This is a genomic window from Streptomyces sp. SID11385 (genome assembly GCF_010548245.1).
Classification (GTDB): Bacteria; Actinomycetota; Actinomycetes; order Streptomycetales; family Streptomycetaceae; genus Streptomyces.
In genome coordinates this window covers 13,790-40,489 of sequence record NZ_JAAGLR010000875.1, presented here as the reverse complement: position 1 = coordinate 40,489, position 26,700 = coordinate 13,790, and the positions used below count along the sequence as shown (strand labels likewise).

The window sequence follows — 26,700 nt, the reverse complement described above, 5'->3', positions numbered from 1 at the left end:
CTCCTCGATCGAGGCGTAGTTGGCGTGGTGGTCGAGTTCGACGTTGAGGACGACGGCGACCTCGGGGGCGTACGTGTGGAAGCTGCGGTCGCTCTCGTCGGCCTCGGCGACGAAGATCTCGCCGCTGCCGTGGCGCGCGTTGGAGCCGGGCGCGTCGAGGTCGCCGCCGATCGCGTACGAGGGGTCGAGCCCGAGCGTCGTGAGGGAGACGGCGAGCATCGAGGTCGTCGTCGTCTTGCCGTGCGTGCCGGCGACCGCGAGGGGCCGCGTGCCCGCCATGAGGGCGGCGAGGGCGTCGGAGCGGTGCACGACGGGGATGCCGAGTTCCCGGGCGCGGACCAGCTCGGGGTTGTCGGCGCGGATCGCGGACGAGACGACGACGGCGGAGGTGTCCTCGGCGAGGTGGGCCGCGTCGTGGCCGAGGTGGACGGTGGCGCCGAGGGCGCGCAGCGAGGCGGCGGTCGCCGAGTCCTTCGCGTCACTGCCCGCGACGCTCGCCCCGCGCTGGGCGAGAATCCGGGCGATGCCCGACATCCCGGCCCCACCGATCCCGATGAAGTGCGGTCGGTCGAGGGCGGGGGGAAGGCCGGCTGCCATCTGTGGTGTCTCCAGGCGGTGGGGGCTGGGGCGCTTGGATCACTGAGGGCCCCGGTCAAACTGATCATAGCGATCCCAGGGCGAGGACGCGGGGAGCGGTGGGCAGCCTCGGCCGCGTACAGGGCGCGGTGCGCGTGGGTGCGCTGTCTGGGCGCCGCCGCACTTCCCGGCGCGTCAGTCCAGCAGTTCGAGAGCCGTGTCCGGGCGGCATTGCCCGCAGGCGGGTATGTGCTCGACGATCCATCGCCTGGCCTCGTCGCGGGTGATGGGGCGGCACCGGTCGTTGAGGTCCCAGCAGTCGCCCTTGTGAATGAGCTGAGGTCGCGCGCCGACGCCGATGCCGCGTTCGAGGAGCCAGTCGGGGGCGGGCGGACGGCGCCGAGCGCGCTGGGCCTGGGCGGCGAGGCGTTGTTCTTCGGCGACGCGCCAGCCGCGCACGCGGACGAGGTGCTGCTCGGCGACGCGCTCGGCGAAGCGCAGCAGCTCGATGCGCGGCACTCCACTCGATTCGCTCACGCGTTCGATGTTAGAGGGTGGCGTGCGAAGGGGGTGAGGTGCCCCCGGCCAGGCCGGAGCCCATCGGCTGGCCGGGAGCGCCTCGGCTCAGGACGCCTTCGCGCCGGTCTTCGCCTGCTCGCGCACCACGGAGCCCGGGTACCGCTTCGCGACGGCCTTCGCCGTCGGCTCGGACGTCGAGGAGTAGACGACCTTGTCGGACGCGACGACCTCGAAGGTCTTGCGGTTCTTCGCACAGGAGCAGGGCATCAGATTCCTTCCTTGACCTTCGCCGCGAAGGATGCGGCCAGGTCCATCCGGGCAGGGGCGAGCCGCTGGGTGAGCTGCTCGATCTCGGCGCGCGCTGCCTGCCGATCCGCCGCGCGCTGGTCCAGGGCGTCCAGGAGCCGGTCCAGGACGGGAGGGGAGGCGAGGGCGGCTGCCAGGGCGCTGGTGGCCGACTCGTCCGGAGCCTGTCCGGGCAGGTCCGGAGCTTGTCCGCCTGGGGTGGTGTCCGGCTGTCCGGCCGGGGTGTCCGTGCTGGTCACGAGCGCGGACATGGAGGCGACGAGGGCGAGGTTCGAGCGCTCAGCGACGGCGGACGCGAGGAGCGGAGAGCTGTGTCCGGGCACAGGCACGGACAGGACGGCGCGGAGCTGCCAGGCCCCGCCCCGGCCCTGCCGCATGTGGTAGCTCGGCTGGCACGCCTGGAAAACGGCACGGTCCCACTCGGCGAGCCACGGGGATGCCGCGCCGCTGAACCACATGCCGCGCTGGTTCATGCCGACGGTGACGATTCCGGCGACGGTGCGCGTGTCGTCGAACTGGCAGACGGCGGTCTCGCACTCCGCGCCGTCGCGGTGGTGCCCCACGTTCATGGTGAAGGTGCCGACCTTGACGGTGCTGCCGTCGTCGAGGCGGAACCGCGCGCGGAGGAAATGCGTGGTGTCGATGCGCCCCAGGCTCTCGATCGTCAGGTTCTTGCCCGGGTATCCGGCGTGCGGCTCTCCGGCCTGGGCGACCCAGCCGTACACCCTGCCGTCCTTGTAGTGGACGCCGCCGGAGCCGGGCGGCAGTTCCTCCTCGGTCGGCTCGCGGAACCACGCGGCGGGCATCGGGGGCGCCTGGCTCATCGCGTTCCAGGCAGATGCTTCGAGCTCGCGCATGCCGGTCTCCTCTTCGTCGTCGTCCCAGGGGGCGCGCAGCGTCGGGTCGTCCAGTGCGTCTGCGAGCCGGGCGTAGAGGTCTTCGACGCGGGCGCGGAGGTCGTCCTGCTCGGTCTCGGGGATGTCGGCTCCGCCTCGGCCGCCCTGGAGAACGGAGGCGATCGCGAAGACCGCGCCCGGCACGATGTGGAGTTCGCCGTCGAAGACGTCGGCGGTGCCGAGCTTGTACGCGGCGAGCGTGGCCGGATCGGCGGTGTCGTCGCGGTAGAGGAACGCCGCGCCGAGGCGCTGGCCGTTCACGGTGCCGTCCTCGGCGGTGGCCCAGGCGAGAACGCGGGAGGCGGCGGCGTCGCCGTCCCAGGGGGCGTCCCGGTCGGGATGGACGGGAAGAGAGAGGTCGCCCGACATCGAGGCCGACACGTCCCCCTCGGGGAGGTCGGGGGCGCCGACGTACAGGCCGCGCGCGAGCCGTACGAGGTGCCCGGCGGTGACCGCGCGGGCAAGCAGGGACCGGGCCTGCGCGAGGGGGATGCGCAGGGCCTCGGCGACCTCGCGGGGGGTGACGGCGACGGGGGCACCGGAGACGTAGCGGATGACGCGGGTCATCGCGTCCCCGGCGGCCTGCACCGTGGGAGTGCAGGCTGCCGTCTGCTCGGGGTCCGGCTCCGGGCCGAGGACGATGCGGGCCCGGTCGTAGGCGGGCATGGCGACGAGAGTCGCGCCGCGCAGCCGGGCGCGGGTGATCCGCATGAGGACATCGCCTGCGGACTCCTGGTGGACCAGCTCCCCGCGCTCGGGATCGTCGGGGTCACCGGCGGCAGCGGTGATCCGCGCGTCCGTGAGCGCGGCGCGTACGGCTTTGACGGGGACGGTGCCGTCGGCCGCGGTCGTCCACTCGGCGGCGTGGCTCGTACGGAGCATGGCCTGCCCGCTCGCGGTCCACTGCGCGGCGGCGGTGGCCCGGACCATCCACCCTCCGTCGGCGAGGCGCAGCACGGACGCGGAGGCGAGGGAGGCGACGAGGAGCACTTCGTCGTCCTGCGGCTGCTCCTCGGGCGGGCGCCGGTCGATGAACTCAACGTCGACGTCGTCGAGGTCGACGCTGACGCCGAGGGGTGCCTCGTCCTCCAAGAGCAGGATGGCGTCGGCGCCGGCGGGGCGTCCGGGGTAGAGGACTCCAGCACCGGCGATGCGGTCGCCGTCGCGGCTCACTTCCTGGATGGACCCGGCCAGTTCAGCGCCCTCGTGGCCGGACAGCATCTCGTCGGCGTACTGGAGGGGCCACGGGCCGGTACCCCAGGTGACGGAGCCGGGCGCGAAGATGCGGCCGTCGCCGGTCTCGGTGTTCTCGTATGCGAGGGCCGCGTCGCCGGGGGTGGACCAGGGGCGGGGGAGGAGGGCGACCGGCGCGGCGGCGGTCTGCTCGGCGGGAACATCAGCGGGGCCGAGGGGGATGTCGATGTGCTCGCCCCCGAAGGCGAGCCGGACCCGGTCGAAGATGATCGGGCCGAGGCGGCTTTCCAGCTCGGCGAGGAGCGCGGGATCGGGGGAGTAGGCGGCGGCGACGTGCGGCACCCACGGGCTGTGCTGCCGGGGAATCTCAGGGCCGTGAGCCTCTTGCAGCGCGTCGGCGGCGGCAGCGCGGACGGTGGTGAGGGTGGGTCCGTCCTCGTTCGCGTCGCGGTCGTCGCCGACTGCCCAGACCCAGCACGGGTCGTCGCCGTTGCTGTTCCAGTGGTTCGCGCCGAAGGCGTAGCCGGGCAGCGGGCCGGGGATGTCGGCGAGTCGCGCGCGGACGGCGTTGGCCAGCTCGGCGCGCTCGCCGTCGGACCAGTCGGCGCTCTCGCCGAGGTAGTAGAGGGTGAGGTGCAGCTCGCTGACGTCTTCGCCTTCGTCAATGGCGAGGCCGGCGGCGTCGGCTGGGGTGGGCAGGAGCGCGATCATCGCGCCTGTGTGCTCGCCGCTCGCGGCGGTCAGTGACTCCATGATCGCGAGATCCTTTCGATTCAAAGACGCGGCACGGGAGATCGTTTTGGATTCCATGGCTGCGGAACGGTCCGCGTGCGCCAATGCAAGGACGCACCGGCAGTTCACAGTGAGAGCGGGCGGGGCGCCCGGGTCGCCAGGGCCGGACATCTCCACCCCGCCCACCGTGAACGGCTCGTTCAGCAGCCGCAGTTGCCCGGCCACGTCCTCGTGGGCGTCCCGGACCGTCGAGTCCCCGCGGGTGAGCCACTGCTTCACGAGCGGCCGGTCCCGGCCCGTGAGTGCCATGCCTGCGGCGAGCGTCGCCGAGTTCCAGGCCCGGACCGCTTCGGTCCGCGCGATCCGTTCCTCGCGGGCGTGGCCGAGCTGCGCGCCTTCCCGGCCGAAGGCCGCCCGCAGGCGGGCCCGCAGCGCCTCGATGTCCTCGCCCGCGTCCAGCCCGGCCGCCAGCTCCGTGACGGCCGCGCTGGAGAGACGGTCACCGACTGCGCGCAGCAGGTGCTCGGTCGTCTCGACGTAGGCGCCGAGCCCAGCCGGGAGCCGGTCGCTGTCGTAGCGGCCGGGCAGGTTCTCCCAGCCTTCGGGCAGCTCGGCGTCGACCGTGCCGGCGGCGTGCTGTGCTGCTGCCTCGGTGATGCCGAGGAGGCGGCGCACGAGACGCGGAACCTGGCGGCTCCACATGCGGCCGATGGCCGCCACGGAGAACCGGGCGGCGACCAGCTCGGTAGCCGCGTCGAGTTCGGTGGCGAAGTCGGCGGTGACCTCGTCGAGGACGGCCTGTACCTCGGCGGCGATGTCGTCCTCGGCCTGGGCCAGCAGGGCGTCACGATCCGGCACGGGCGGCCTCCTCCGGTACGGAGGTGCTCACGGCAAGCATGCGGGAGACCTCACGATCCCGCCACGCCCTGACCTCGTCACCCAGGTCGCGGCCCGGACACCGCCCGCACCAGCCGAGCGCGCGGTGCGCGGGACGGCTGTGCAGGACGACAGCGCGCTGAGGGTCACCCGGCATGGGCTACCCCCCGCTCCTGCGGCACGGCCTCGCAGTTGAGGCAGTACGCCCAGCCGCCCGCTCGCTTCGGGCTGCTGGTGGACTGGACCGTCACCGTGACGACGGAGAGGGCGCCGGCGACGCCGCACTCCGGGCACTTCCGCCAGGCGGTGGACGCGTCGAAGGGCCCGCCCTCGTCACCGATCCAGTCCTCAGCGGCATGACGGTCGGCGGCCTCGGACCGCCACGCGATGACCTCCTCCGCCGCCGTTCGGCCAGGGCAGTGCGAGCACCAGCCGTGGACGCGGTGCGCGGCGCGGCTGTGCCCGACCGGGGCGTCGTAGATGGGGGTGGTCACGCGGCCTCCGTGAGGCACCCGGCGACGACCGGGCGTACGTGCGTGTGGTCGTACTCCACCCCAGCGGCCATGAGTTCGCGGAGGTAGGCGGTGAGGGTTCGCTGGAGGCAGGTCGGGTCGGCGCCGTAGCGGGCGGCGATCTCCGGCGCGCGGTCGAGGACGCCGTCGAGGAGGTTGAGGGCGTCGACCTCCTCGCGGGTGACGGGGTAGACGGTGTGGCGGCGGGACGCGGTGATGCGGCGCGCCTCCGCTCGGCGGTCGCGCGGGCAGGCTCCGGAGCGGCGAAGTTTCTCCCCCGCCTGGTGGAGGGCGTGCCACAGGAGTCCGTCAACGGCGGCGACGAGCGGGTCGCCCGGCGCCGGGGCGGGCGCGTGGGCGGAGGCCGGGAGGGTGTCGGGGATGTCGGTGGCCTCGTCGGCGGGCAGCGGCGTGGTGGGGGTGGTGGGCACGGTGTCCTCCGTCTGCTCAGCGGGGGCGGTGGTCGGTGCGTCGGCTTCGTCGAAGCCCGTCTCGCGGCGTAGGGCCGCGTCGCTGATGGCGCCGAGCTTGTGGACCTCGATCGCCGTGCTGGAGCGGTTGGTGCGGACGCGGAGCGGGGAGGAGTCGGCCAGGACCATCCACTCCACGGCGTCGGGTACGCCCTCGTCCTCCAGAAGTGGGCGAAGCCACTGCTCGGTGTAGGCATGGGCGACGACACGGAGGCGCGGCTCGATCCCGAGACGGATCGCCTCGCTGGTGAGCTCCCAGGCGCCCCAGTGGTTGACGTCACCAAGGCCGAGGAGGAATTCGCCGGGGATGTCGGCAGCGGTTGCGAAGCGGCGGATGTTCTCCTCGCGGAGCTTGATCGCCAATTCGTCGAAGTCCGTCCGCAGGACCAGGTGCTGGATCTGGCCGATGGACTCCGGCGGGACTTCGAGGATGATCGGGACCGTCGCGGCAGCCGAGTCCGGCTCGCGGATCGCGGTCTCCGCGACCTGCATGAAGACATCGAGGAGGTCGTCCTCCGCGTCCGACTGCCCCGGCGAGGTGGGGAAGCGGGTGCCCTGCGGGATGAGGAGGACGCCGCGCCCGGTGAGGCGCGACTGAGCCACGGCGCGGACCACGGCGCCCAGGAGGCGCAGCTCTTCCAGCTCGTCAAGGGCGGCGAGCACGGGGCTGTCGGCCTCAAGGTGCCGCTCGGGGCTGGGGTCCCACACGCGGATCGCGACCGGCGCGAGATCCGGGACCACGACGTCCGGATCGTGCGCCGGGATGGCCACGGGCCGGCCGTCGATCTCCGCTTCGAGGCCGCTGGAGCCCTTCGAGGAGATCTCCAGCACGGACACCACGTGCCAGTCGGCGCGGCCGTCCTCGCGTGGGCGGATGACCGTCCAGCCCTCCCCGGCGACCGCGAGGTGACGGCCGTACTCCCGAAGGAGCTGCGACTGCCCGTCGGCGCCTCCGGCGATGCCGGCGACGTGCAGGGCGGCGGGGTGGCCGTCGGGCGCCGGTTCGATGCTCCCGTCGGGTCGGTAGCGGCCGGCGTACAAGCGGGCGCCGCTCATCGCGTTGCCGATCCAGTTCGCGAAGGACCGCACCTCGGGAGTGCGGTAGAAGCCCCAGGCGCGCGCCTGCTGCGAGCGGGCCGGGTTCTGCGCGGTCGTCTTCGCCGTGCGGGTGGTGTAGCGGGCGGCCGCGCTGACGAGTTCGCGGGTCATCGGCGGTCCCTGCGGCGCGGGCGGCGCGGGCGCGGTGGGCGCTTGTCGAGCCAGGCTGTCCACGCCCAGTACGCGGTGGCGAGCCCGAGGCACAGCACGAGCGTGAGGTTGCTCCCCATCAGGCGTCCCGGGTCGGCAGGGTGTCGTCGATGCGGGAGAGGAGCGCCTGCCCGCCCGCGACGGCGAGCCACTCCACGCCGTGCACGAGCACCGGGGCGTCGTGCCACTGCCCCGATGCGAAGAGGTACGTCGCGAGGATCGCGCCCGAGAGCCACCAGCCGATGCAGTAGGTGCACGAGAGCAGGGTGATCACGAAGTCCCGGGCCTTCGAGTCGAGCCGGGCTTCGTGCCAGGCGAAGAGTCGGTCCCGGAGCGGGTCGAGGATCGAGTCAGCCACGATGAGCCGGGTCGCGCGATATCCGGCGAGGGCCAGGAGGGCGAGGGTGGTGAGCGCGATCACGTGGACCTCCGCAGTGGATCTTCTGGCTTGCGAGGCCCGATCGTAGCGTCATGCGAAAGATTCTTTTGTTCAATGATGGTTGGGCCGCAAAATCTCCCGCACATCACGGATGGTGGCGACACCCCTGGGGACGTACCGGTCAGTCGTCCTCGCCGCTCACGCCGTGCGGGGCCCGGCCCCTCCACTGATGTGCCGGCCGTACCGTCCAGCAACTCCCGTACCCACGCGCGGCGCTTGCCGCGCGACCGCCGGAGACGACACCCGCGTGTCTCCCACCAGGTCCCGCTGTGCCACCATGTACCGCATGGCGTCCATGCCATGGTCGTCGCGCTTGACGGGCTCCTCCTTCTCCTCGCCGCCCGGCTTCACAGCCCAGACGTACGAGGGCACTTCCTCCTCCGTCGAGCATGGCTTCTTCGCCTCGTCGAGCGCCTGGTCCCGCTCGACGAGCGCGCTGCGCATCAGCATCAGCCGGGGCCGTCCGTCGCCCGCCACCTTCAGCCGTCCCTGCGCAGCCTGAATACCCGTCGACTTCCCCTTCTTCGCCGGCGTCGTCGCGAGCCCGAGGTGCCGTTCCAGCGTCGCGCGGTCTTCGGCGTCGTGGTCGCAGATCACCGCCTGTGGGCGCGGCTCCGTCCACTCCAGCCGGCACGCCTTGCACGCCTGACAGTCGTGCGCCTCGCGCTTCGACCCGCAGCACTGCGCGCACGCGCGGACCAGGCGCAGAATGTCCCGGGCGTGGTCCTCGACGAGGCGCTGGGTGCGGTAGATCTCCCGGTACATGATCAAGCGGCCGTCAGGGTCCTCCGCCCAGCACTGGAGGACGAAGGGGTTGGTGAAGCCGAAGTCGACCACCCACCAGCGCGGCCACTCCTTCGGGATCGGCGCCGGGTCGACGAGGTGGACCGCGTCGTCCCAGCCGTCGTAGACCATGCCCTCGGCGGCGGCCCACTGGCCATCTCGCAGACGCAGGCGCCGGACTCCGGACAGGGCGTCGAGCTTCGCGAGGTAGGCGGCTCCGATCTCCGTGGGGGAGCCGTCAGCCTTGATGTACGCGGGGTTGTCCCGGTGGCGGGAGTTGATCAGCCGCATGGTGCCGGTGTCGGCCCGCTGCTTGAGCCAGTGCGTGGGCTGGGCCGGGTTCGCGGCGCACACGATCTGCTTGTACGTGGGCGCGCCACCCCTCAGCCGGGTGATCAGTGTCTCGTGCGCGGTCTTGCTGATCTGGGTGGCCTCGTCCACAGCGATGCGGTCGAACTCTGAGCTGAGAAATTTCTCGGGCCTGTCGAGGCCGCCGACCAGGATCTCGGAGCCGTTGGCGTACCGGTACGCGGGTGGCTGTCGGGCGCTGCCCCCGAACCACCGCACGAGGCCAGCGGCGATCGCTTCGCCGACGACGGTCCGTTCGAAGGTCACGAGGGTCGTGCCGGTGAGGGAGGCGTGCGTCTGCCGGACGAGAAGCGCGCGCAGCCCGGGGACGGCGAGGCAGGTGAAGTGGAGCTTCTGGAGCATGGCGAGAGATTTGCCGGTGCCTGCCGGGCCGCAGATCAGTACCTCCGCGTCCCGGCAGGTCAGCAGCTTCACAGCACCGCCGCGAGGCTCGTACCTGACGACGGTGCCGTTCATGTCACTCCCGTTCGAGGTAGCTGATCGCAGCCTTCAGGAGATCCACATTGTCCCGGAAGTTCCCGACCCCGGTGTTGCAGGACGAGCACAGCAACCCTCGGACACAGCCTGCGCAGCCCCGACGCGGCCCGCAGTGGGTGTGGTCGTGGTCGATGTGCAGACGCCTGCCGTTCGATCGCGAGCCGCAGATGGCGCAGCCACCCTCCTGGCTCTCCAGAGTCGCGAGATACCACGTCAGATCGACGCCGTACCTTCGGCTGATCACGCGGGCGTGCACGCAGTCGCCGCACTCGGCGGCCAGTCCGTCTGAGGTGCCGCGCTTTCGGTTGAAGCACGTCTCTTCGAGCCAGCGGTCGCAGCCTCGGCACTGCTTGCGCCCCTCCGCGTCTCGCTGGCTGGGGTTCCGGCGGCGGACGGTGAAGGCCCCTCCAGCGCTGCCAGACCTCCGCCACCGTGCGTAGTGGCTGCCGCACAAGTCTCGGGCGGAGTGCGGGTCCTCGCACCCCTCAACTGAGCAGGCGCCCCGCCGTCGGGGGCCTGGGAGTGCCAGCGGCCCCGGAGTGCCGGTGCGCCGCCAGCGGCGCCAGTGGCCCGCGCAGAAGCCGTTGCCGTAGTGGGGCAGGGCGCACCCCTCGACTGAGCAGCGGTTGTGCTGCTGTTTCACGGCTGCCGTTCCCGGATCGCCGGTCTTGATCCAACGCTGATAGTGCGCGGAACAGTAGCCCTTCGCCAGATGCAAGCGGGGGCACCCGGGCACACCGCAGGTACGCTTGAGCACATCGACTCCAACCAGTCGGTCACGCCCCGGGGGTGTTCCCGCACCCGCCGGGGTTATTCGTGTGCAATTCTACCTTGCTGTCCTGTAAGTGCCTTTGCGACGAAGCTTGTTGATGGGTAGTCACACGAGGTCGGCGGGGTCAATACCGACCACCTCGTACCGCAGCTCGCCGCCCATCTCGATTTTCGCGGAGCTGTCGAGGCCGTGGAGGCGCCGGTAGCTTTCGCGGATCGCGCGCAGCTCCCGTAGCGCGGCGAGCTTCGGTCCGTCGTCGAGGAGCGGCTCGCCGTCGGCGTCGAGGACGAGGCGGCCGTGGGAGTGCGCGTAGTGGGTGCGCTCCAGCACGGTGAGAGCCTCCTCGGTGAGGGCGTCAAGGTGGGCGGCCTCACGCTGGCGGAGCGCTTCGGCGTCGTCGGCGACGATCGAGTGGAGGGCGCGCCCCACGGCCTCGTGCGCGCATGACTTCGACTTGAGGCCCAGCTCGTCGGCGATCTGCTGGAAGCTGCGGCCCTGGGCGCGGAGGCGCGCGGCGAGGGCGTCGCGCGCGGCACCTTCGGGGGTCCGGATGAACCTGCCGTTGGCACCGCGGCCGCCGGTGCCTTTGGGGGACTCTGCGTCACTGGCCATGACACGGAGTGTATGAGTGTGTGCCGACCGAGCGGAGTCGGCCAGCGCGCGGCACCTACCCCATGGGGTAGGTCTGCGTGTCCTCCCACAGCTCCGCCGGGGTCACGCCGACTTCGCAGACGAGAGGGCCCTCACGGTCCCGGGCGTGGTGAAGGGTCGTCACGACGGTCGCCGGAGCGGGCAGTCCGAGCGTGCTTGTCTCGGCGGTGGTGGCGAGCCGGGCCGTCGTCACGTCCGTGCCCTGTGCGGGCGTTCGGCCGGTGCGCTGCGCGATGTACCGGGTGGTGCCCTCGGCCAGCGGGGTGGGGTCGGTGAGGCGCGGGCACCGCGCCGAGACGGCGGGCGGGAACCAGGCGTCGACGAGGGAGAGCGGGGTGCCGTCCTCCAGGAGCAGCAGCCGCGTACGACGAAGGGCGGGTCCGTCGTCCGGGAGGCCGAGGGCGGCTGCGACGTCGGCGGGCGGGACCTCCTCGGCGGGTGTGCCCAGGATGCGGTATGCGGTGGCCCCGGTGGTGCGTGCGCCCGGTCCGCGCCTGCCTGCCGGGCGGGCGAGGGGCTGCTCGGCGACGACGAAGCCCGCGCCTTGCCGGGCGACGACCACGCCGTCGGCGCGGAGTACGTCCATCGCCTTTACGACGGTCGCGCGCGATACGTCCCATTCCTCGGCGAGGTCCCGTCCGGAGGGCAGGAGGTCGCCGGGCCCGAACTCGCCCCCGGTGATGCGCGCCCGTAGCGCGTCCACGATCTGTTCGTACTTCAGCACAGCCACGACAACCTCCGATTGGACCGGTTAACCGTCAAGGTAGACCGATGCCCTGCGCCCCGGGAAGGGGCGTGAGCGCCCTCGGTACGGGTGACTGCGGGTAATCGCTCCTTCGGGTAACTCGCCCTCGAACAAGCCTCTTTGTGCCCCTGGCTGCCGGTACGGTCCCGCCGTTCGAACCTGCCTACCGGAGGACCAGTGCACATCCACTTCAAGGCGGCAGTCGTTGCCGCCTGCGGGCTCGGCGCAGCGCTCGCGCTCGCCGCTTGCTCCAGCTCCACCCCGGCGACCACCGGCGACGCCGCACCCCGCAAGACCACCAGCAGCCTCCCCGCTCCGGTGAAGGAGGCGCCGGCCGCGAGCGCCGACGTACGGATCGTGAAGAGCGGCGTGGAAAACCACCCGACCTGGGGGCCCGGCGCGTACGTCGTCCACTACGAGATCACGAACCACGGCCGCAGTGCGGCGGGCTACTTCGCGCAGCTCGAATTCCTGGACGCGGACAAGGACGTGCTCGGGACGACGGGGATCACGGCCGACAAGCTCGGTGCCGGGAAGACCAGCACGGGGGACACGGCGCCGCTCGACGTCGAGATCCGGAACGGGAAGATGACGGATATCCGCTCCGTGCGCGTGTCCGAGGTGGACCGCACGGCCAGCTGACCGGCCGGAAACGAAAGAGGCCCCGACACGGGGGATGTCGGGGCCTTCCGCACGGACTCGTCCGCGCCATGCCGTGCTGGCGGGGTCGTCAGCGGGTGATGCGGAAGAAGTGGTCGTCGGCATCACCGTTCGCGGTCAGCCCGGCGCAGGCGAGCGCCGTACGCGCTCGTGCACGAAGAAGCCCTTCCACCGAGTCCAAATCGAACGGGCTCACCTCGTCGCTGCCGTGGGCGACCAGCCACACCCCGTCGGCGTCGGCACCATACAGTTTCACGCCCGAGGTGTGGAAGAGGAAATCGTCATCACCCACGTACTCGATGTGGGCGAAGGGGACGCGGTGGGACACCAGGGCGTCGTGCGCAACGTCCTGGATCGGCCTGCGGGGAGCGTTCGCGGTGTCGCGGATCTCGGCGAGACGCTGGAGTTGCTGGCCGATCCCGAGGTTGAGGAGCGGCGCGGAGGCGTGCGGCCACACCTCCCGGGCGGCGGACACGTAGTCGGCCCCGGCCAGGACGATGACCACGGGGGCGTCGGCGTGGCCGAGGGCGGCGGCCTGTGCGCGGAGTTCGGCGGGGGTGATGGCGTCGGGGTCGGTGATGCGGGTCTCGTACGGGAGGAGCGGGGTGTCGAGGCTCACCAGGCCGTGGCGGCCGGACAGTACCTGGACGGTTCCTCCGGCGGCGGTGAGGGCTTCGGCGGTGCGGCGGGCGGCGCGGTGGTAGCCGCCGGTGTACAGGTCCCGGGCGGGGACGGGCTTCGGAGTGGGGAGTTTGCTCGCGGAGCAGGGGATGAGGACGAGGGGACCGTTGGTTCGCACGGGGTTCTCCTTGGCGGGGCCGGGCGCGCGTCGGCGCGCGCCCGGCGAAGGGGGGCTAGAGGTCGGCGACGAGGACCGTCGCGTTGTCGGCGTACTGGCGGCCGTCGTCCTCGGACGTCTTCAGGGAGGTCTCGACGGCGGTGGTCACGAAGCGGCGCGCGGCCTCGCCCGGCGTACCCGTGAGGAGATCGGGAAGGGCGTGTCCGGCGTCCTCGTGGGGCTCGTACGCTCCGTCGCTCGCCAGCAGGAGGCGCAGGCCGGACGGGTTCGAAACCGTCGCGGTCTCGATGGCGGGGTGGGGGTACTCGGTCCGGGCCTGTTCGTCGGAGAGGTTGTTTCCGAGGTAGCTGGTGATGACGTTCCGGTTACCGCCGTCGCGCCACTCGCATGGGGGGTAGACGCGGCGGAGATTGTGGTCCTGCGTCAGCCTGCGTGCAGTTCCCGACTGGATCGCGTAGGCGCGGCAGTCACCGGCCCACGCGATCGCGAGCGGCTGACCCGGGAGGTGCACGGCGACGATCGCGGCGGCGCTGGGCTCATAGCGACGGGTGTAGTCGTCCTGGCGCAGCGGGTCGGCGGCGTACGCGTCGTAGACGGCGCGCAGGCCGGCCTCGGCGTCGCGGCGCCGGGCGGCGGCGCGGGCGAGGCGCGCGGCGGCGGTGCGGACCCAGTCGCGGATGTCGGGGCGGTCCCCGATGCCGTCGAGCACGACGTAGGCGCGGGCGCCGCTGACGGGGTCGGTACGGAAGGCCGTGGCGTCGCACTGGTACTGGCGGAGGCCGACGTTTTGGGCGGTGGCGTAGGTGCGCATCGTGAGGGTCCGATCTGTGAGGTGCGGCCGGAGGGCCGGGTCAGCGGGTGGCGGGGATGTTCGCGCGGGTGCAGTAGGCGGCGATGAGGGCCTGGCCGACGCGGATGATCGCGTCCTTCGGCGTCGCGCCCTTGGCGATGTGGCGCTCGTAGGCGTCGCGGATCGCGTTGAAGACGAGGTCGGAGGTGAGGTGGGTGCCCACGGTGGTCAGGTCGTGGCCGGGGTGGTCCCCCTGCGCGATCGCGCGGGTGCTGTAGGCGGCGATGACGGCGACGGCGTCTTCGGTGCTGGTGATGTGGATGCGTGCCACGGGTGCCTCCTCTGGCCGGTGGGCCTTACAGAGAACACGTTATGCCTAACCACTAGGCAATGTCAAAGCGCTATTCAATGTCGAGCGTGTTGGCGTCGCGAGCGAGTCGCGGAGGCCGAGTGATCTCCCTCACTCCCCTCACCCGTCCGGGTGAGCGGTCGATAAAAACGAGTGCGCAAGGCCGAGTTGAGGCGGTACGTTCACCTCGTCCAGGTGCGAAGGCGCGGGTTACTTCCACTGGTAATGGAGAGGCTGCGGGTTCGAATCCCGTCACCACCTCGGGTGGTGTAGCTCAACGGCAGAGCGCTTATTACCCGCTCCAACTCGATCTCTGGACACCACAACTTGCACCTCCCGGTGCGCCGACACCGCGGCTACTTCTTCTCGTGAACCGCCGCACGTCGCCTTGATCTCGGGAGGCACCAGCACCGGGGCGCCCGGTGCGCCGACATGCGGATACTTCTGTCTCTCACACAGGGGACCCGGGTTCGAATCCCGGCGGCTCGACCATGCGTCGGGCCGTGGTGCAGCGGCCCAGCATCCTCGTCTCCGCCGTCACTTCCGATCTCGGGCGCCCCACTGCTGCTCGCCTCCCCTCCCCCGAAGGAGGGGTTCTTCATGTCCCGCTTCAACCGTCCCGCCGTCCGCACGGCCGCCACGTCGCCGGTCGCCACCATCCCCGGCCCCGCACGCACGCACGAGGGCGGCGTCGGCTACGCCCGGGACCCGCGCGGGGAACTCTTCCTCCTGGCCGTCACCAACCTCGTCGGGCAGCACACCTCCTACGAGACGGCCGAGACGCGCGACGACCGCTTCACCCAGCTCGTGCGACGCCTGGCCGTCGAGGACCCGGTCTGGGCAGCCGGCCTCCTCGGCTGGCTGCGTGGCGAAGGCAACCTGCGCACCGCCGCGCTCGTCGGCGCCGCCGAGGCCGTCCATGCCCGCTTGGAGGCCGAGCGCGCCGCCTCCCTCCGCCCGGGACCGATCGCCGTCACCGGCGCCGTCCCGTACTCGAACCGCCGCCTCATCGCCTCCGTGCTCCAGCGCGCGGACGAGCCGGGGGAGCTGCTCGCCTACTGGCGAAGCCGGTTCGGCGCCCGCCTGCCCCAGCCTGTGAAGCGCGGTGTCGCGGACGCCGTCCAGCGGCTCTACACCGAGCGGTCCCTGCTCAAGTACGACACGGCCTCGCGCGGCTTCCGCTTCGGGGACGTCCTGGAGCTGGTGCACGCGCGCCCGGCCGCCGACCGGCCCACGCAGGGTGACCTCTTCAAGCACGCCATCGACCGGCGCCACGGCCGCGAGGGAACTCCGGCCGCGCTCCGCCTCCTCGTCGAGCGCGAGCGTCTCGCCGCGCTGCCCGTCGCCAAGCGCCGTGAGGTGCTTCGCGAGCCGGAGCGGCTGTCTCACGCCGGGATGACCTGGGAGGCGCTCGCGGGGTGGCTCCAGGGGCCCATGGACGCGGCGGCGTGGGAGGCCGTGGTCCCGTCGATGGGGTACATGGCGCTCCTGCGCAACCTCCGGAACCTCGACGAGGCCGGCGTCCGCGACGAGGTCGCCGAGCGTGTCGCCGCGCGCCTGGGCGACCCGGAGGAGGTGGCGCGCTCCCGCCAGCTCCCCATGCGGTTCTACTCGGCCTACAAGGCCGCCCCGTCACTGCGGTGGGGGCACGCCCTGGAGAAGGCGCTCGCCGCGTCCCTCGCCGCCGTGCCGGAGCTGCCGGGCCGCACCCTCGTTCTCGTCGACACCTCCACCTCGATGCAGGAGGGCTTCTCGAAGGACGGGACGGTGGCCCGCTGGGACGCCGCCGCGCTTTTCGGGATCGCCCTCGGGCAGCGCTGCGCGAGCGCTGACGTGGTGTCGTACTCCTCGGCGCGCTACTACCTGCGCGACGCGCCGGGAGCGAAGACGCGCGTCTTCCCGCTGCGCGGCGGCGAGGCGCTGCTTCGGGCGGTCGAGCGATGGGACCGGGACGGATACTTCCTCGGCGGCGGCACGGACACGGCGGCGGCCCTGCGCGAGCTGTACCGGGGGCATGACCGCGTCGTGATCGTCACGGACGAGCAGTCCGGCGCCGACCCGGCCGAGGTGAACACGGCGATCCCCGCCGCGGTGCCGATGTACACGTGGAACCTCGCCGGGTACGAGCGTGGGCACGCGCCCTCGGGCGGTCGGAACCGGCACGCCTTCGGCGGGCTCACGGACGCGGCCTTCCGGATGATCCCGCTCCTGGAGCGCGGGCGAGACGCCGCCTGGCCGTGGGAGTGAAGGGCAGCGGCTGACGCGGAGAGGCGAGGGCCCCCATCGCAAGGTGGGGGCCCTCGCTGTTTTCCTGGCTGCGAGCCGCGCCAGCGCGGGGAGGCGTGCGCCCTCGTCGAGTGCGCCGGACGTGCATCCGGCACAACCTTCGGGCTCCTGAACTCCCCTGTGCGTACGGGCGCCTTGGCGTCATGATGCGGGCATGGCTCATCGGTCCGCTGCCGCGTCACTGCCCCCGCTCGTCATCTGCTGGGGGTGCGACGGCATGGGGCGAGTCGTCAATCGTTACGCGCACGATGGTGACTGCGCGCTGTGCTGGGGCGAGCCGGTGACGGTCGAGTGCCAGGACTGCGACGGCCGCGGCCAGGTGCGGGACTGGGAGTCTCTGTTGCCGGGCGCGTAGCCGCGCTGCTACTTCTTCGCCGGCTTCTCGGCGGGGATCTTGCCGTCGCGGATGTCCGTGACGGTCTGCCGTGAGTACCTGCTCAGCTCGATGACCTTCGTGAGGACCCCTCGCTGGATGCGGCGCCCGTGGTTCTCGGGGAAGGTCGCGTGGATCGCGCGGCGCAGCGCGACGCGGGCTTCCTCTGCCTTGCGTTCCAGCTCGGCCGCGCGCTTCTGGGCCTTCTTGATCTCGGCGTAGTGCTCCTCCAGTGGGAGGTCGGGCAGGTCTTCGGGTCGGCCGTAGCCGGCGTTGTCGTCGGTGCTCATGTCGTCATGTTCGCACGGCGGATCGCCTACTTGCTATGCCTTGCGTGTCGGCACTGCCGGGCGCGTAGTGAGTGTCGACACACCATGCAATGTCTAGTGCTTTGACATTGCCTAGTATCTAGGCATAAAGTTTCTCTTGTCAGCAGGTCAGGGCGCCGCCCAGACCGCAACGGCACGGGAGGCCACCATGAGCACCACCTACACGCACTGCATCGGCTGTGGCCGCCCCGTCCGCAGCGAGCAGGCCCGCCGCACCGGCTACGGCTCCAAGTGCATCCGCCAGATCCGCCGCGCCACCCGCACCGAGCTGCCCGACTTCAAGCCCGCCCAGCTCGACGCCGCCCGCGAGCTGATCGAGGACGGCGGCATCGTCGCCACCCGCGAGACCCGCATCGGCCTCGTCTACCGCGCCGTCAGCACCGACGGCACCGCCCTCCACCTCACCACCGCCGCCGGGCACTGCACCTGCCCCGCCGGGCACCAGGGCCGCCGCTGCTACCACGTCGCCGCCGCCCAGATGCTCACCCTCGCCGCCTGACCGACCCCCACACGGGGCGGGCGCCCGCCAGCGCCCGCCCCACCACTCCACCGAAGGAGACGCCGTGCAACTCCCCACCACCCTCCCCGGGCGCACGATCCACGTCTTCGTGCAGGGCGAGCCCAGCGACGACCCCTTCCTGATGCGACCGTCCGGCACCGTCCCCGTCCACTCCCGCACCGCCTGACCCCCAACGCGCCGCACCTGTCCGCCCCTCTGGAAGGAGTCGTTATGAAGCTTGCCGCTACGTCCCCGCTCCCCGTGCCCGTCGCCCACGTCACCCTCGTGGCGGGACCGGAGAAGAGGCCGTCCCTCGCCGCCGAGGCGAACGCCGCCTCACGCCGCCCCGGCCGCCGCCGCCCCCGCAGCTCCGGCATTTCCCTCCGCGCACGTGGCGCCGGACTCGGCTTCTGGGACGACGAGATCACCGGCGACGGGGGGAAGCGCTACCTCCACCACCGCGCCCGCCGCCGCGCCCTTGCTGAGACCCGATGCGCCGTCGCCGACGCCCTGCTCGGCGACGACTGACCCATCCGACGGAGACGATCTTGTACGTGCTCGCACTTCTTCTCGCCGCCCTGATCGTGGGCTACATGGCTGGCCGCACGCGCCCGTACGACCGCCTCGCCGACTGGGCGGACTGGCAGGTCCGCTTCCACCTCGATCGGTGGACGACCCGTCCTCGCCTGCTCGCACTCTTCACCTTGCTCCTGGTCACCGACCCGGTGAGGACGGTCTCCGCCTGGCGCCGCCGCAAAAACCCCTGACCCGGAACCCCGCCTGGAGGACATCACCATGCCCCGCCGCCCGCTTCCTTCTGCCCCCTTCACCCGAGGCGCCTGGATCTTCTGGACCGACTCCGAGGAACAACAGCGTCATGGACAGGTCGTCACACAGGCGCCTATCGAGCTGACGTGGTGGGTAGCTCCGCGCCACGGCGATGACCACGTGCTCCTGCGCCGCCAGCCGTGCCGGTCCCCGGGCGCGCGCCAAGCGCGCGACGACGCACTCGCACGTGGCGAGCAGCCCTACCGCTATGAGGTCTGGACCGCCGCCAAGCGCGAGCTGAACGGCTGCCAGCGGGTCCGCCTTGGCGTGCTGCTGGGCGAAGCCCACCCGGCCTCTGATCCCTCCCTCCCCGCCCCCGCCGAGGCTTCGGCCCTGTCGAAAGAAGCGACCGTGCGCAGTACCACGACTACGAAGACGGACGACCTCGTCCGAGCGGCGCTCGCAGCGCGGGGGCGCGCGGCGACGGCGACCGCCCGGAACATCTGGACGAAGGAACGGCTTACTGCTACCCCGCCCTGCGAAAGCGACGCGGTAACGCTCCTGCGTCGCCTCGTCACCGCGCAGGCCGCAGCGGCCTTCTGGCGTCACGCCAAGGCCGTCGCTGATGAGGCGCAACCCACCCGCGTTCACGCCGACGTGACGGCGTGGCTGGTGCGGAGGGAGCGCGGGATCTCCCACGGTTGTCAGCCGAGCGATCCCGTGAACGCCGCAGCTACGGCGCTCCAGCGGCAGGCCCACGGGCACGCGGCGCGCGATCTTCGCTTGCTGCTCTCGTCGACCTGACGCGCGCGCGACGGCGGCCGGGCCCCTGCGGATAATCCGCAGGGGCCCGGCCGTTCTTCGTTCCCATCCGGCGCCAGAGACCGCTCAGCTGGGGCCCCCACCAGCGCAATGCGGGGGCGTCGCCGCGCTCGGGCTATGCCTTGTCAGCCCACTGGTCGTGGTCGTATCCGCAGTTGGCGGGCTGGAAGCACTTGCGGCAGTGACGGCATTCGGTGTGCACGCTGTCGGCGCGGAGGCCGGGCGCGCCGCAGTCGGCGCATCGCTTGTATGCCTGCTGGGTTGCGTTCTGTTCCATGTGGCTCCTCTGCTGTCGGCGCCCGCCAGTAAGCGGCAGTGCCTGGATGACCAGCGGCGGGCGCCGAGGGTTGCAGTGAAACCTCAGTGATCTACGCCGCGCCGACGAGCCTCGCGCGCGATCCGTTCTGCGCACCGTGCGGCTTCCGCTCCGCGAGCTTGCTGCTCAGCGGTGAGGTGGCCTGGCGGAGGAAGCGCCTTGCCGCCGGGGAGAAGCCGGCCGTTCTCCGTGCAAACCCGGTGTCAGGGCGTCAGACGCTCCCGAATCGCATCTTCCCGTACTGCTTGATGAGCCCCGCGTCGGCGAGGTCCTGAAGATCGGCCGTCGCGTCGGACAGCCGCAGCTCCATTCCGTTGGGGTGCGTGTGGCCGAGCATCCGGTACGCCGCGCGGGCACGCTCGCGGGTCCACTCCCCGCCTTCGGAGCGAATGAGGGCGAGGAGCTGCTGCTGTCGAGTCGGCTCCGGCTCACTCTTCAGGGAGAGCAGGGCCTCGGCGACGGCGGTGAGGAGGTTGTGCGCCCGCATCGGTGTCTGGTCGGCCAGGGCGTCGCGGAGGGACCGGGCGGCTTCTTCGGTGAGCACTATCTGCTTCCTTCTCAACAGAGGCGGTTGGTCAGCGGGCTGTCAGCGGCTTCGTGCCGTTCGCTCGTCGCGAGCCGGACCTCGCGCCTGAGTCTAGGGGCTGCCCCAAGGAGGGGCGGGTTGTTACCGGGCGCGAGTGGGCAACACCCCGCCGTCCAGGTCGAGCGGTGGGGGGGCGGTGCGGCAGGCTTCCATGCGGGCTTCTGGCGTGGGTGAGGGAGGCGGCCCGCCACCGGGCCGCCTCTCCGGTTAGCTGCGGGAGGCTTCCTTCGCCAGGGCGGCCAGGCACCTGCGGCAGGTGACCGGCACATCAACGGGCACCAGGTAGTGGTACCGGAGGAGCGCCGAGCGGCTGGCGCAGCATTTCGGCGCCTCGGTCTTCAAGACCTTGTCGTAGCGCCCAGGGGCGTGGACGGTGCCCGCGTGGGTCTGGATGTTCGGCCGCGCGGGCGGCTTCTCGGCCAGCTCTTCCGGGGACTCCTTCTCGGACTCGACGGCCGTCACGAACTTGATCGGGTAGCTGGAGACGGAGTGGTACTTGTCGTCGAGGACGGCCACGTACCCGGGTGCGGTGTGAATGTGGGCAACGGTGCCTGTGCGCGGGGCCTGGCCGGGGCGCTGCACCAATACCGCCTGGCCCTGGGTGAATGCCTCCGGTGCGGGCGCGTCGACCAGGACCAGGCGGACGCTCCGGCCGTCCTTGTACTCGATGGCGTAGTCGGTGCCTGCGGTGATGGAGGACATCGTCCGGACCTGGCGTCGGCCGCTCATCATCGCGTTGTTGATCTCCGCGAGGCCCTCGGCCTGGGTGATGGTGGCGGTCGTGCCGTTCTCGGTGCGGGTGTAGATCTTGGCCATGGGGACTCCTCCGTGGTGCGGCTCGCCGCAACTGAACTGCCTAGCGCGAAGACTATGTCTAAGCGCTAGGCAATGCAAACAAGGTAGGCGTATGGCTCGGTTCTGCCGCCCGAACTATCGCCACTCGCACAGCGCGGAGGCCGCGACCGCACTCCCAGGCGTCGATCCGGCCTCCATGCGCGCACCGTCGGCTGCGGCGTCCGCTTCGCCCCGATCAGCGCCCGCTCTGCGGGGCGGGACCGGCAGCGATCAGAGCTGCTGCCGCGATGCAGCCCTTGTGCCACGCCTGGTCGAGCAGCGGGCCAGCAGTGGGGTCAGCTTTGAGCCAGCCCCCCTTCCCGACTGCGTGCGCGGCCCGCACCAGGAACGGCGCGCCCTTGCTGTCGTCGGCCCAGTGGCCAGCGCAGCGGTCCGCGACGTAGTGGGTGGCGGCGCTCGCCGCGAGTCCTGCGGCGGCGCGGCGCCAGCTCAGGCCGAGGCGGAGGTACCGGTCGGCTGCGAGGAGCGCGACCGCCTGGGTCGCGGTGTACGAGGCAACGTGTCGGGCGCAGGCCGCGGCGCCGGCCGGGCCGTGCTTGCCCTTCGCCTTGGCGTCGGCGTCGCGCTGGATGATGTAGTCGCCCACCTCGTGAGCTGCGGTGAGGGCCGCGTACGCGACGGCGGCCTGGACTGCCGGGTGCTGCTTCTGCTGGGGGTTCATGGGGCTCCTCTTTTTGTGGTTCTGCATCTTCAGAATTGCCGCCGCCTCGGAGCGGCTCCGGTCCGATGGCGCCGACGGGGTGTGATGCCCGACACACTGGCGGGCTGGGGAGGCACCTTCTCTGGGCGTGCGAAGGACTGCTCGGCGCCACAGCCCGCCGAGGTGGTGGACCACGGCGTCATTGGGGCGGCTCCTCGGCGAGTGCCTCGTCCCAGGTGTACGAGCACGTGGCGCACTCGCGCTCCAGGCGCTCGGGCAGCGGCCCACGCCGCTGCTGGCCACTGTCGACCGCGAGAAGCGCGCCGGGGCGCAAGGGCAATCGGTACAGGGCGCGGGGGCCGTCGGCTCCGCACTTCGGGCAGCGCTTCTCCCAGCCCGAGAACGGGGGAAGCGAGGGGGTCGTGGGGTGCATCTGTTCTTCTCCATTCCTGGCACGGGGCGGACGTGCTGTCCGGACCGTCCGGACAGCACGTCCGCCCAGGTCGGAGCTGCGCGACGCGCCGTTTCAATCCGCTCCCGCGGGGGCGGCCGGACACTGTCCGGTCACGCGTCGGGGCAGCAGGGGTACTCGTGCTGGGTGCCGCCGCTGACGGCGGCGGGCAGGCAGCAAGCGGTCGCGATGAGGTGCTCGGCGCGCTGACGTTCCTGCCGGTGCCGAACGGCGACGGCGCTTTCCAGCGCGCCGAGCCTGCGCAGGGTGTCGGCGTGTACGACGCGGTCCTCGGCGGCGAGTGCCTCTCGCAGCGCGGCGACCGCCAGGAGGAGCACGGCCACGCCGGTACCGACAGCCGCTTCGTACGCGTCGTACAGGACGAGCCCGACGACCAGGGCGCCCAGCCACACGACGCCGCCGACGTACGCGCCGAAGAGAACGCGGGAGAGCCGGTTCACCGCCGGTGAACCCGTGGCGCGGGCTTCCGCAGCGGCGCCGCCGGCTTCTGGGGCTTCGGGGCAGGTCGGGTCTTCCGCAGGGCCTCGCCGCGCCGCACCGGGGCGACGGCGCCCTCCCGGAGGCGAGAGCTGGTCCCGGCGGTTGTAGGTGGCGCCTTGACGTCGAGGCGACACGGGCGCGGGCCCGGCGGGACGAGGTCGCCGCGTGCGCTGTGCGACGCGCGCGGGCAAGAGGGCATCGCGTGCTCGGCCTGCGGAGCGCAAGCGGTGAGCAGGGCGGCGGTGAGCGCCAGGGCGGCGGCGAGGTAGGGGCGGAGCATGAGATCCCTTGGAGGTCGGTCTGTGGTGCGGCGTTTGGAGGGGCGCGCCTGGTCTGGGGAGACGCGGAGGCGCGCCCCTGTTGCGCTCGGGCTCAGCGGTGGGTGACGCGAAGACGCGGACGCTGGCCGCGCGGATGCTCGGCGATGACGATGTATCCCGCAGCCCGGAGTACGGCGGCGTACAGGTCGAGGTGCTGCTGTTCGTCGGGGCCGTCGTGCCACAGCCGGACCGTGCGGGGGCTCGCCTGGTGGACCCGGTGGCCGGGCGCCCAGGTGTGGCGGTGGGTGGAGCTGGGGTGGCCGGTGTCGGTGAGGGTGTCGGCGACGGCGTAGGCGGGGATGCTGCGGGTCATCGCGGGCGCTCTCCTTCGGTGGTTCAGCGGCGGCGCGGCGGCGGCCCGTACGGGGATTGCCACGCGGGGCGGTTCCTGGGCTGGGTCGGCTTGCCGTCCTGGTCGATGAGTCCGGCGTCGCGAAGGGCGCGGATCGTCCGGGCGATCTCCTCCAGGGCCGGGCATAGGGCGGAGGCGTACGCGCGCCTGACCTCCTGGATCGCCGTGCTCACTTCAGTGAGGCGGACAGAGAGTTCTCGGGGCGGCTCGTCGAGGAGGAGGTTGATGCCGTGGGCGTCTTCGCGCTCGTCGGGTGGCAGGTCCTCGACGCGGGTGATGGTCATGCGGTGGCCTTTCTCGGGTGCGGCCGGGTGGCCGAGAGGTGGGTCTCGATGGGCGCAGTGCGGGCGCCAGCCGAGGGTGGAGGCATCTGTGCGCCTTCCGGGGTGGGTCAGGGGCGGCGGTGGGCTTCCATGGCACGGCGGGCCATGGTGACGGCGCGGAGGGCGTCTGCGACGGTCATCCCGGCGCGGACGCAGTGGTGGACGAGCGCGTCGTCGTGCATGTCGTCCAGACGCTGGTCACGGTCGGGCGCGCACGTCCGGGTGGCCTCCCAGTCGCGCTCCAGCTGGTCGAGGAAGCCGAGCGGGTGGGCGGTCACGAGCGGCCCCCTGCGGGAAAGTCGCGGCGCTTGAGCTTGGCCATGGGCCCGTCGGGGTGGTGCCAGACGATGCCCTCCCAGGTGGGGTGGGCGAGGAGCCAGGCGCGGAGGCCGTCGAAGTCGCGCGGGGTGGCGGCGAGTTCGCGGCGCTCGGAGAAGCGGGCCCAGCCGTGGGCGATGAGGAGGTGGCTGGCGAACCGCTCGGGGTTCCCGTTGATCTTCGGGCCGAGCAGTTCGTAGGTGCGGGGCTTCATGCTCGGGTCGCCCGCGACGGACTCGGCGGCGAACTCGGCCAGCGCCTCGGCGTGGTACTTCGCGAACGGCGACCGCTCGACGGGCTCCCACCCGACAGCCTTCCCGGTGGTCGTGTCGTACTCGGCGAGGACGAGGTCGGGCGGCGGGATCTTGCCGGGCTTGACCTCGCGGCGGGCCCACCAGGAGCCGTCGGTGTCGAGCATGACGCAGGTGCCGTCCCACTTCCGCGTGGGGGTGCCTGCGCCGTCGAGGACCCACTCGCATCCCGGGGTCACCTCCGGCAGCACGCGGCTCCGGTCCTCGGAATCGCGGACGAACAGGGTTGGGATCTTCTTCACCGCCCCTCCTTCGGGGTGGGCGCGGGCTGCATGGCGAGGAGCGCGTGGATGGTGGCGCGGATCGCCGCGGCGGACTGCCGGGAGGGGAACCGGGCGACGTGCACGGCGAGGACCCGCCACGCGTCCCGCTCGTCGCGGCGCGCGAGCCACGCGTCAACGCATCGTTCATGGACGAGGCCGTAGGCCGTCTTGGCCATGCGGCCGTCGTACTCGGTGTGGCAGTGGGGGCAGTCGGGCAATGCGTAGGGGGCGCCGTCCTTGTCGCGCGAGCCGTAGTCGGTCGGGTCGATGGTGATGTCGGGCAGGTCCAGGGTGACCTTCATCGGGTGTGCTCCTGCGTGCAGTTGAGGGTGGGGCGGAGGCCAGTGAGTTGCCCGTCGGCGGGCGTCTCGTTGGTTCGGCGGCGAATGGCCGCGCGGTAGCGGCGCGCCTTCGCCACGGCGGCGTCGTCCCAACCGTGCGCCGAGGTGCGCTCACGGAGGTCACCAGCGGGCGCGGTGGGCTCGCCTCGCTCCTCGCGGGTGATCTCGTCGCAGAGCGCCTGCTGCTCCGTCTCGGGTAGGCAGGTGGGCCAGGCGCACGGGGCGGCGCTCGCGAGCAGGCGCTGCACCTCGGCCTCGGCGGTCTCGGCTCGCTCGCGCAGCCCCTCCATCTCGGCGGCCAGGCCGGCCCGGTCGGGACTCGCGGGAAGTATGGCGAGGACGGCGTCGGCGATGGCCTCGTCAGGGGCGCACCGGTTGCACTCGCTGACGGTGTGCTCGCCGATCGCGAAGATGATGCGCTCGCGAAGGGATTCCGGCTGGAGGATCTGCGTCCACCAGGTGCCGGTCGTCTCGTCGAGGTGACGGTGGTCGCGGTGCGGGCCGGGCGGGAGCGTGCACGTCCACTCGGTGAGTTGGTCGCCGCACTGTGGGGCGGTGGTGGTCACAGGGTGTCTCCGAGGGTGAGGCCGCGCCGGTGCATGACGGCGAGGCAGGTACGGCAGGTGACGGGCTCAGCGGTGCGGGACGTGACCACGCTGGTCGCGCAGAGCGGGTTCCACGGGGTGAGGCCCAGCTCGGGTCGCGTGGTCGCGTAGATCAGGGGTGAGGCGTGCACCGCGCGGTGCGGGCCCGCGGCGGCGGCGACGAGCACGCCGGGGGCGTCGGTCACGGGGTGATCTCCAGTTGTGCGAGCGGCAGCCCGCGGTCGATGTGGTGGTGAAGTTCGCGGAGCCGGACGAGGGCGCGGTTGTCGCGGCGGGTCAGCGCTCGCCGGGCGGGCTCGGAGAGGGAAGCCCAGCAGGCGCCGCACAGGTACAGGCGGGCGGGCTTCGGGGCTCGGCATGATCGGCACGGCGTCGCAGTGCGCGTGCCTTGCGGGTGCGTCAGCCCCGTCACCGGTCTTCTCCGGCCTGCGTGGTCGCCATCTCTTCGTAGGTGGCGAAGAGGGGCGGCCAGCTCTCGCCCGGCGTCAGGGCCTGTGCCGGGAGCCGGCCTTGGGCGACAGCGAGGCGGACGCCGATGTGCCGGTGACCGACGGCGGCCAGCCACGCGGCGCACGCTTTCTCGCGGCCTTCCTTCGTCTTGTGGCAGGCGAACATCGGCGCATCAAGGCCCGGCTCATCCCCGGGGACCTGCTCGCTCGTGACGCGCAACTCCTCGTACCGCGAGGCCGGGAACTCCCCGGGGGGCACGTCCTTCCGCCACGGGCAGCGCTTGCACGGACGCTCGGCGCGCGGCAGCGCGTGGGCCGTCACAGGTGCCCCTCGGCGGAATCCTGGTACTCGTCGTAGGTGTTGGCCACCTCGGCGCCGTGCTCGACGATCCACGCCGCGGCGGCCTCGCGCGCTTCGGACGTGCTGGCGCCGGCCTCTTCGTGAAGGGCCACGAGGGAGGTGAGCGCGTCGAGGCGGGGCCGGTTGGGACCCGGCTCGTCGTCGACCGGTTCCCAGCGGATGGCCAGCGTGGGCACCGGCTTGACTTCGACGGCTTCGACGGTGTCGCCGTCCCAACCATAGTCAGGGGGCGGGTCGCCCAGCTCGAAGTCACCGAGGTCAAGTTGAGCCTCGTACTCCACGGCGTACGTGCGGCCGTCCGGCGCGACGAAGATGACGCGGCGCTGCTGGGTGTACTTGAGCGTGGTGACGTATTCGTCGGCGAGCAGCGTATCGATGTCCTCGACGTCTTCGGGGCGGTGAGGCGGGACGCCGAGGTCGTCCAGCTCGCTGACGGTGAACTGCCGTGTAGTCACAGGGGTTTCGTTC

The 26,700-nt window shown here is 72.0% G+C and carries 40 protein-coding genes and 1 tRNA gene; 9 read left to right on the top strand and 32 right to left on the bottom strand.

Annotated elements, in window-relative coordinates; genetic code table 11:
- From G3I42_RS26590 to G3I42_RS26540, 12 genes are all read right to left on the bottom strand, one after another.
- Positions 1-597: Mur ligase domain-containing protein (locus G3I42_RS26590; protein WP_239096688.1), on the bottom strand; the 597-nt coding region annotated here is incomplete at its 3' end.
- A 174-nt stretch (positions 598-771) separates the two neighbouring features.
- Positions 772-1,113, bottom strand: a complete 342-nt coding sequence (locus G3I42_RS26585) for a DUF6233 domain-containing protein (protein ID WP_164290050.1) — start codon at positions 1,111-1,113, stop codon at positions 772-774.
- A gap of 87 nt (positions 1,114-1,200) precedes the next feature.
- Complete coding sequence (locus G3I42_RS37140) at positions 1,201-1,362, bottom strand: hypothetical protein (protein ID WP_203607367.1); 162 nt, start codon at positions 1,360-1,362, stop codon at positions 1,201-1,203.
- Entirely contained in the window at positions 1,362-5,081 is a 3,720-nt protein-coding gene (locus G3I42_RS26580) for a phage minor head protein (protein ID WP_164290049.1), read from the bottom strand. Before G3I42_RS26580 ends, G3I42_RS37140 begins: the two co-directional genes overlap by 1 nt.
- Positions 5,068-5,256, bottom strand: coding sequence for a hypothetical protein (locus G3I42_RS26575; protein ID WP_164290047.1), 189 nt, complete (start codon positions 5,254-5,256; stop codon positions 5,068-5,070). Before G3I42_RS26575 ends, G3I42_RS26580 begins: the two co-directional genes overlap by 14 nt.
- The gene (locus G3I42_RS26570) at positions 5,246-5,593 is read right to left on the bottom strand and encodes a hypothetical protein (protein ID WP_164290045.1); all 348 of its coding nucleotides are present in this window, start codon (positions 5,591-5,593) and stop codon (positions 5,246-5,248) included. Before G3I42_RS26570 ends, G3I42_RS26575 begins: the two co-directional genes overlap by 11 nt.
- Positions 5,590-7,290 carry a hypothetical protein gene (locus G3I42_RS26565; protein WP_239096687.1) on the bottom strand — a complete coding sequence of 567 codons (1,701 nt, stop codon included), beginning with the start codon at positions 7,288-7,290 and terminating at the stop codon, positions 5,590-5,592. Before G3I42_RS26565 ends, G3I42_RS26570 begins: the two co-directional genes overlap by 4 nt.
- Positions 7,287-7,409, bottom strand: a complete 123-nt coding sequence (locus G3I42_RS38300) for a hypothetical protein (RefSeq protein ID WP_275405300.1) — start codon at positions 7,407-7,409, stop codon at positions 7,287-7,289. Before G3I42_RS38300 ends, G3I42_RS26565 begins: the two co-directional genes overlap by 4 nt.
- Positions 7,409-7,750, bottom strand: coding sequence for a DUF1360 domain-containing protein (locus G3I42_RS26560; protein WP_164290041.1), 342 nt, complete (start codon positions 7,748-7,750; stop codon positions 7,409-7,411). Before G3I42_RS26560 ends, G3I42_RS38300 begins: the two co-directional genes overlap by 1 nt.
- 156 nt (positions 7,751-7,906) lie before the next feature.
- Positions 7,907-9,376: a phage terminase large subunit gene (locus G3I42_RS26555; RefSeq protein ID WP_164290039.1), complete on the bottom strand. Its 1,470-nt coding sequence runs from the start codon at positions 9,374-9,376 to the stop codon at positions 7,907-7,909.
- Positions 9,377-10,274: 898 nt separating this feature from the next.
- Positions 10,275-10,781, bottom strand: a complete 507-nt coding sequence (locus G3I42_RS26545) for a hypothetical protein (RefSeq protein WP_164290035.1) — start codon at positions 10,779-10,781, stop codon at positions 10,275-10,277.
- Positions 10,782-10,836: 55 nt separating this feature from the next.
- Positions 10,837-11,550 carry a GntR family transcriptional regulator gene (locus G3I42_RS26540; protein ID WP_164290033.1) on the bottom strand — a complete coding sequence of 238 codons (714 nt, stop codon included), beginning with the start codon at positions 11,548-11,550 and terminating at the stop codon, positions 10,837-10,839.
- A 192-nt stretch (positions 11,551-11,742) separates the two neighbouring features.
- On the opposite strand from G3I42_RS26540, the gene G3I42_RS26535 reads away from it, so the two are divergent.
- The gene (locus G3I42_RS26535) at positions 11,743-12,207 is read left to right on the top strand and encodes a hypothetical protein (protein ID WP_164290031.1); all 465 of its coding nucleotides are present in this window, start codon (positions 11,743-11,745) and stop codon (positions 12,205-12,207) included.
- An 88-nt stretch (positions 12,208-12,295) separates the two neighbouring features.
- On the opposite strand, the gene G3I42_RS26530 is transcribed toward G3I42_RS26535, so the two are convergent.
- From G3I42_RS26530 to G3I42_RS26520, 3 genes are read right to left on the bottom strand one after another with little or no spacing between them, the layout of a single operon-like run.
- Positions 12,296-13,024, bottom strand: coding sequence for a DUF6884 domain-containing protein (locus G3I42_RS26530; RefSeq protein WP_164290029.1), 729 nt, complete (start codon positions 13,022-13,024; stop codon positions 12,296-12,298).
- Between the two features lie 55 nt (positions 13,025-13,079).
- The gene (locus G3I42_RS26525) at positions 13,080-13,835 is read right to left on the bottom strand and encodes a mucin-2 (protein WP_164290027.1); all 756 of its coding nucleotides are present in this window, start codon (positions 13,833-13,835) and stop codon (positions 13,080-13,082) included.
- A 40-nt stretch (positions 13,836-13,875) separates the two neighbouring features.
- Entirely contained in the window at positions 13,876-14,145 is a 270-nt protein-coding gene (locus tag G3I42_RS26520) for a hypothetical protein (RefSeq protein WP_164290025.1), read from the bottom strand.
- Positions 14,146-14,324: 179 nt separating this feature from the next.
- On the opposite strand from G3I42_RS26520, the gene G3I42_RS26515 reads away from it, so the two are divergent.
- From G3I42_RS26515 to G3I42_RS26505, 3 genes are all read left to right on the top strand, one after another.
- Positions 14,325-14,421 (top strand) — tRNA-Thr (locus G3I42_RS26515).
- Between the two features lie 342 nt (positions 14,422-14,763).
- Positions 14,764-16,410, top strand: coding sequence for a TROVE domain-containing protein (locus G3I42_RS26510; protein WP_164290023.1), 1,647 nt, complete (start codon positions 14,764-14,766; stop codon positions 16,408-16,410).
- 193 nt (positions 16,411-16,603) lie between these two features.
- Positions 16,604-16,804: a hypothetical protein gene (locus tag G3I42_RS26505; RefSeq protein WP_164290021.1), complete on the top strand. Its 201-nt coding sequence runs from the start codon at positions 16,604-16,606 to the stop codon at positions 16,802-16,804.
- Between the two features lie 8 nt (positions 16,805-16,812).
- Here G3I42_RS26505 and G3I42_RS26500 read toward each other — a convergent pair whose 3' ends face one another.
- A complete protein-coding gene (locus tag G3I42_RS26500) occupies positions 16,813-17,112 on the bottom strand; it encodes a hypothetical protein (protein ID WP_164290019.1) in 300 nt (99 codons plus the stop codon).
- A gap of 187 nt (positions 17,113-17,299) precedes the next feature.
- Between G3I42_RS26500 and G3I42_RS26495 the strand changes: the two genes are divergently transcribed.
- The 5 genes from G3I42_RS26495 to G3I42_RS26480 all read left to right on the top strand — a co-directional run bounded on the left by G3I42_RS26495 (position 17,300) and on the right by G3I42_RS26480 (position 19,222).
- Positions 17,300-17,650 (top strand): hypothetical protein, encoded by a 351-nt coding sequence (locus tag G3I42_RS26495; protein WP_164290017.1) that lies wholly within the window; start codon positions 17,300-17,302, stop codon positions 17,648-17,650.
- Between the two features lie 64 nt (positions 17,651-17,714).
- The gene (locus G3I42_RS38295; protein WP_275405299.1) at positions 17,715-17,837 is read left to right on the top strand and encodes a hypothetical protein; all 123 of its coding nucleotides are present in this window, start codon (positions 17,715-17,717) and stop codon (positions 17,835-17,837) included.
- A gap of 44 nt (positions 17,838-17,881) precedes the next feature.
- Positions 17,882-18,178, top strand: a complete 297-nt coding sequence (locus tag G3I42_RS26490; protein ID WP_164290015.1) for a hypothetical protein — start codon at positions 17,882-17,884, stop codon at positions 18,176-18,178.
- 26 nt (positions 18,179-18,204) lie between these two features.
- The gene (locus G3I42_RS26485; RefSeq protein ID WP_239096692.1) at positions 18,205-18,417 is read left to right on the top strand and encodes a hypothetical protein; all 213 of its coding nucleotides are present in this window, start codon (positions 18,205-18,207) and stop codon (positions 18,415-18,417) included.
- Positions 18,418-18,445: 28 nt separating this feature from the next.
- Positions 18,446-19,222: a hypothetical protein gene (locus G3I42_RS26480; protein WP_164290011.1), complete on the top strand. Its 777-nt coding sequence runs from the start codon at positions 18,446-18,448 to the stop codon at positions 19,220-19,222.
- A 133-nt stretch (positions 19,223-19,355) separates the two neighbouring features.
- On the opposite strand, the gene G3I42_RS26475 is transcribed toward G3I42_RS26480, so the two are convergent.
- From G3I42_RS26475 to G3I42_RS38490, 16 genes are all read right to left on the bottom strand, one after another.
- Positions 19,356-19,517 carry a hypothetical protein gene (locus G3I42_RS26475; protein WP_164290009.1) on the bottom strand — a complete coding sequence of 54 codons (162 nt, stop codon included), beginning with the start codon at positions 19,515-19,517 and terminating at the stop codon, positions 19,356-19,358.
- 250 nt (positions 19,518-19,767) lie between these two features.
- Positions 19,768-20,100 (bottom strand): hypothetical protein, encoded by a 333-nt coding sequence (locus G3I42_RS26470; protein WP_164290007.1) that lies wholly within the window; start codon positions 20,098-20,100, stop codon positions 19,768-19,770.
- A gap of 249 nt (positions 20,101-20,349) precedes the next feature.
- Complete coding sequence (locus G3I42_RS26465) at positions 20,350-20,958, bottom strand: hypothetical protein (protein ID WP_164290005.1); 609 nt, start codon at positions 20,956-20,958, stop codon at positions 20,350-20,352.
- Positions 20,959-21,172: 214 nt separating this feature from the next.
- Positions 21,173-21,658 carry a hypothetical protein gene (locus G3I42_RS26460; protein WP_164290003.1) on the bottom strand — a complete coding sequence of 162 codons (486 nt, stop codon included), beginning with the start codon at positions 21,656-21,658 and terminating at the stop codon, positions 21,173-21,175.
- Positions 21,659-21,836: 178 nt separating this feature from the next.
- Positions 21,837-22,070 carry a hypothetical protein gene (locus G3I42_RS26455; RefSeq protein ID WP_164290001.1) on the bottom strand — a complete coding sequence of 78 codons (234 nt, stop codon included), beginning with the start codon at positions 22,068-22,070 and terminating at the stop codon, positions 21,837-21,839.
- Positions 22,071-22,201: 131 nt separating this feature from the next.
- Positions 22,202-22,549 (bottom strand): hypothetical protein, encoded by a 348-nt coding sequence (locus G3I42_RS26450; RefSeq protein ID WP_164289999.1) that lies wholly within the window; start codon positions 22,547-22,549, stop codon positions 22,202-22,204.
- Positions 22,550-22,961: 412 nt separating this feature from the next.
- The gene (locus G3I42_RS26445) at positions 22,962-23,222 is read right to left on the bottom strand and encodes a hypothetical protein (RefSeq protein WP_164289997.1); all 261 of its coding nucleotides are present in this window, start codon (positions 23,220-23,222) and stop codon (positions 22,962-22,964) included.
- 23 nt (positions 23,223-23,245) lie between these two features.
- On the bottom strand, positions 23,246-23,545 hold the full coding sequence (locus G3I42_RS26440) for a hypothetical protein (RefSeq protein ID WP_164289995.1): 300 nt from the start codon (positions 23,543-23,545) through the stop codon (positions 23,246-23,248).
- Between the two features lie 107 nt (positions 23,546-23,652).
- Entirely contained in the window at positions 23,653-23,862 is a 210-nt protein-coding gene (locus G3I42_RS26435; RefSeq protein WP_164289993.1) for a hypothetical protein, read from the bottom strand.
- Positions 23,859-24,455, bottom strand: coding sequence for a DUF5565 family protein (locus G3I42_RS26430; RefSeq protein ID WP_164289991.1), 597 nt, complete (start codon positions 24,453-24,455; stop codon positions 23,859-23,861). Before G3I42_RS26430 ends, G3I42_RS26435 begins: the two co-directional genes overlap by 4 nt.
- Entirely contained in the window at positions 24,452-24,778 is a 327-nt protein-coding gene (locus G3I42_RS26425; RefSeq protein WP_164289989.1) for a hypothetical protein, read from the bottom strand. The genes G3I42_RS26430 and G3I42_RS26425 overlap by 4 nt, the downstream gene beginning before the upstream one ends.
- Positions 24,775-25,383 (bottom strand): hypothetical protein, encoded by a 609-nt coding sequence (locus G3I42_RS26420; RefSeq protein WP_164289987.1) that lies wholly within the window; start codon positions 25,381-25,383, stop codon positions 24,775-24,777. Before G3I42_RS26420 ends, G3I42_RS26425 begins: the two co-directional genes overlap by 4 nt.
- Complete coding sequence (locus G3I42_RS26415) at positions 25,380-25,607, bottom strand: hypothetical protein (RefSeq protein ID WP_164289986.1); 228 nt, start codon at positions 25,605-25,607, stop codon at positions 25,380-25,382. Before G3I42_RS26415 ends, G3I42_RS26420 begins: the two co-directional genes overlap by 4 nt.
- Positions 25,604-25,834: a hypothetical protein gene (locus tag G3I42_RS26410; protein ID WP_343244672.1), complete on the bottom strand. Its 231-nt coding sequence runs from the start codon at positions 25,832-25,834 to the stop codon at positions 25,604-25,606. The genes G3I42_RS26415 and G3I42_RS26410 overlap by 4 nt, the downstream gene beginning before the upstream one ends.
- Positions 25,831-26,193 carry a DUF6283 family protein gene (locus G3I42_RS38495; RefSeq protein ID WP_203607366.1) on the bottom strand — a complete coding sequence of 121 codons (363 nt, stop codon included), beginning with the start codon at positions 26,191-26,193 and terminating at the stop codon, positions 25,831-25,833. The genes G3I42_RS26410 and G3I42_RS38495 overlap by 4 nt, the downstream gene beginning before the upstream one ends.
- Complete coding sequence (locus G3I42_RS38490; RefSeq protein ID WP_164289984.1) at positions 26,190-26,687, bottom strand: hypothetical protein; 498 nt, start codon at positions 26,685-26,687, stop codon at positions 26,190-26,192. The genes G3I42_RS38495 and G3I42_RS38490 overlap by 4 nt, the downstream gene beginning before the upstream one ends.
- Positions 26,688-26,700 lie beyond the last annotated feature (13 nt).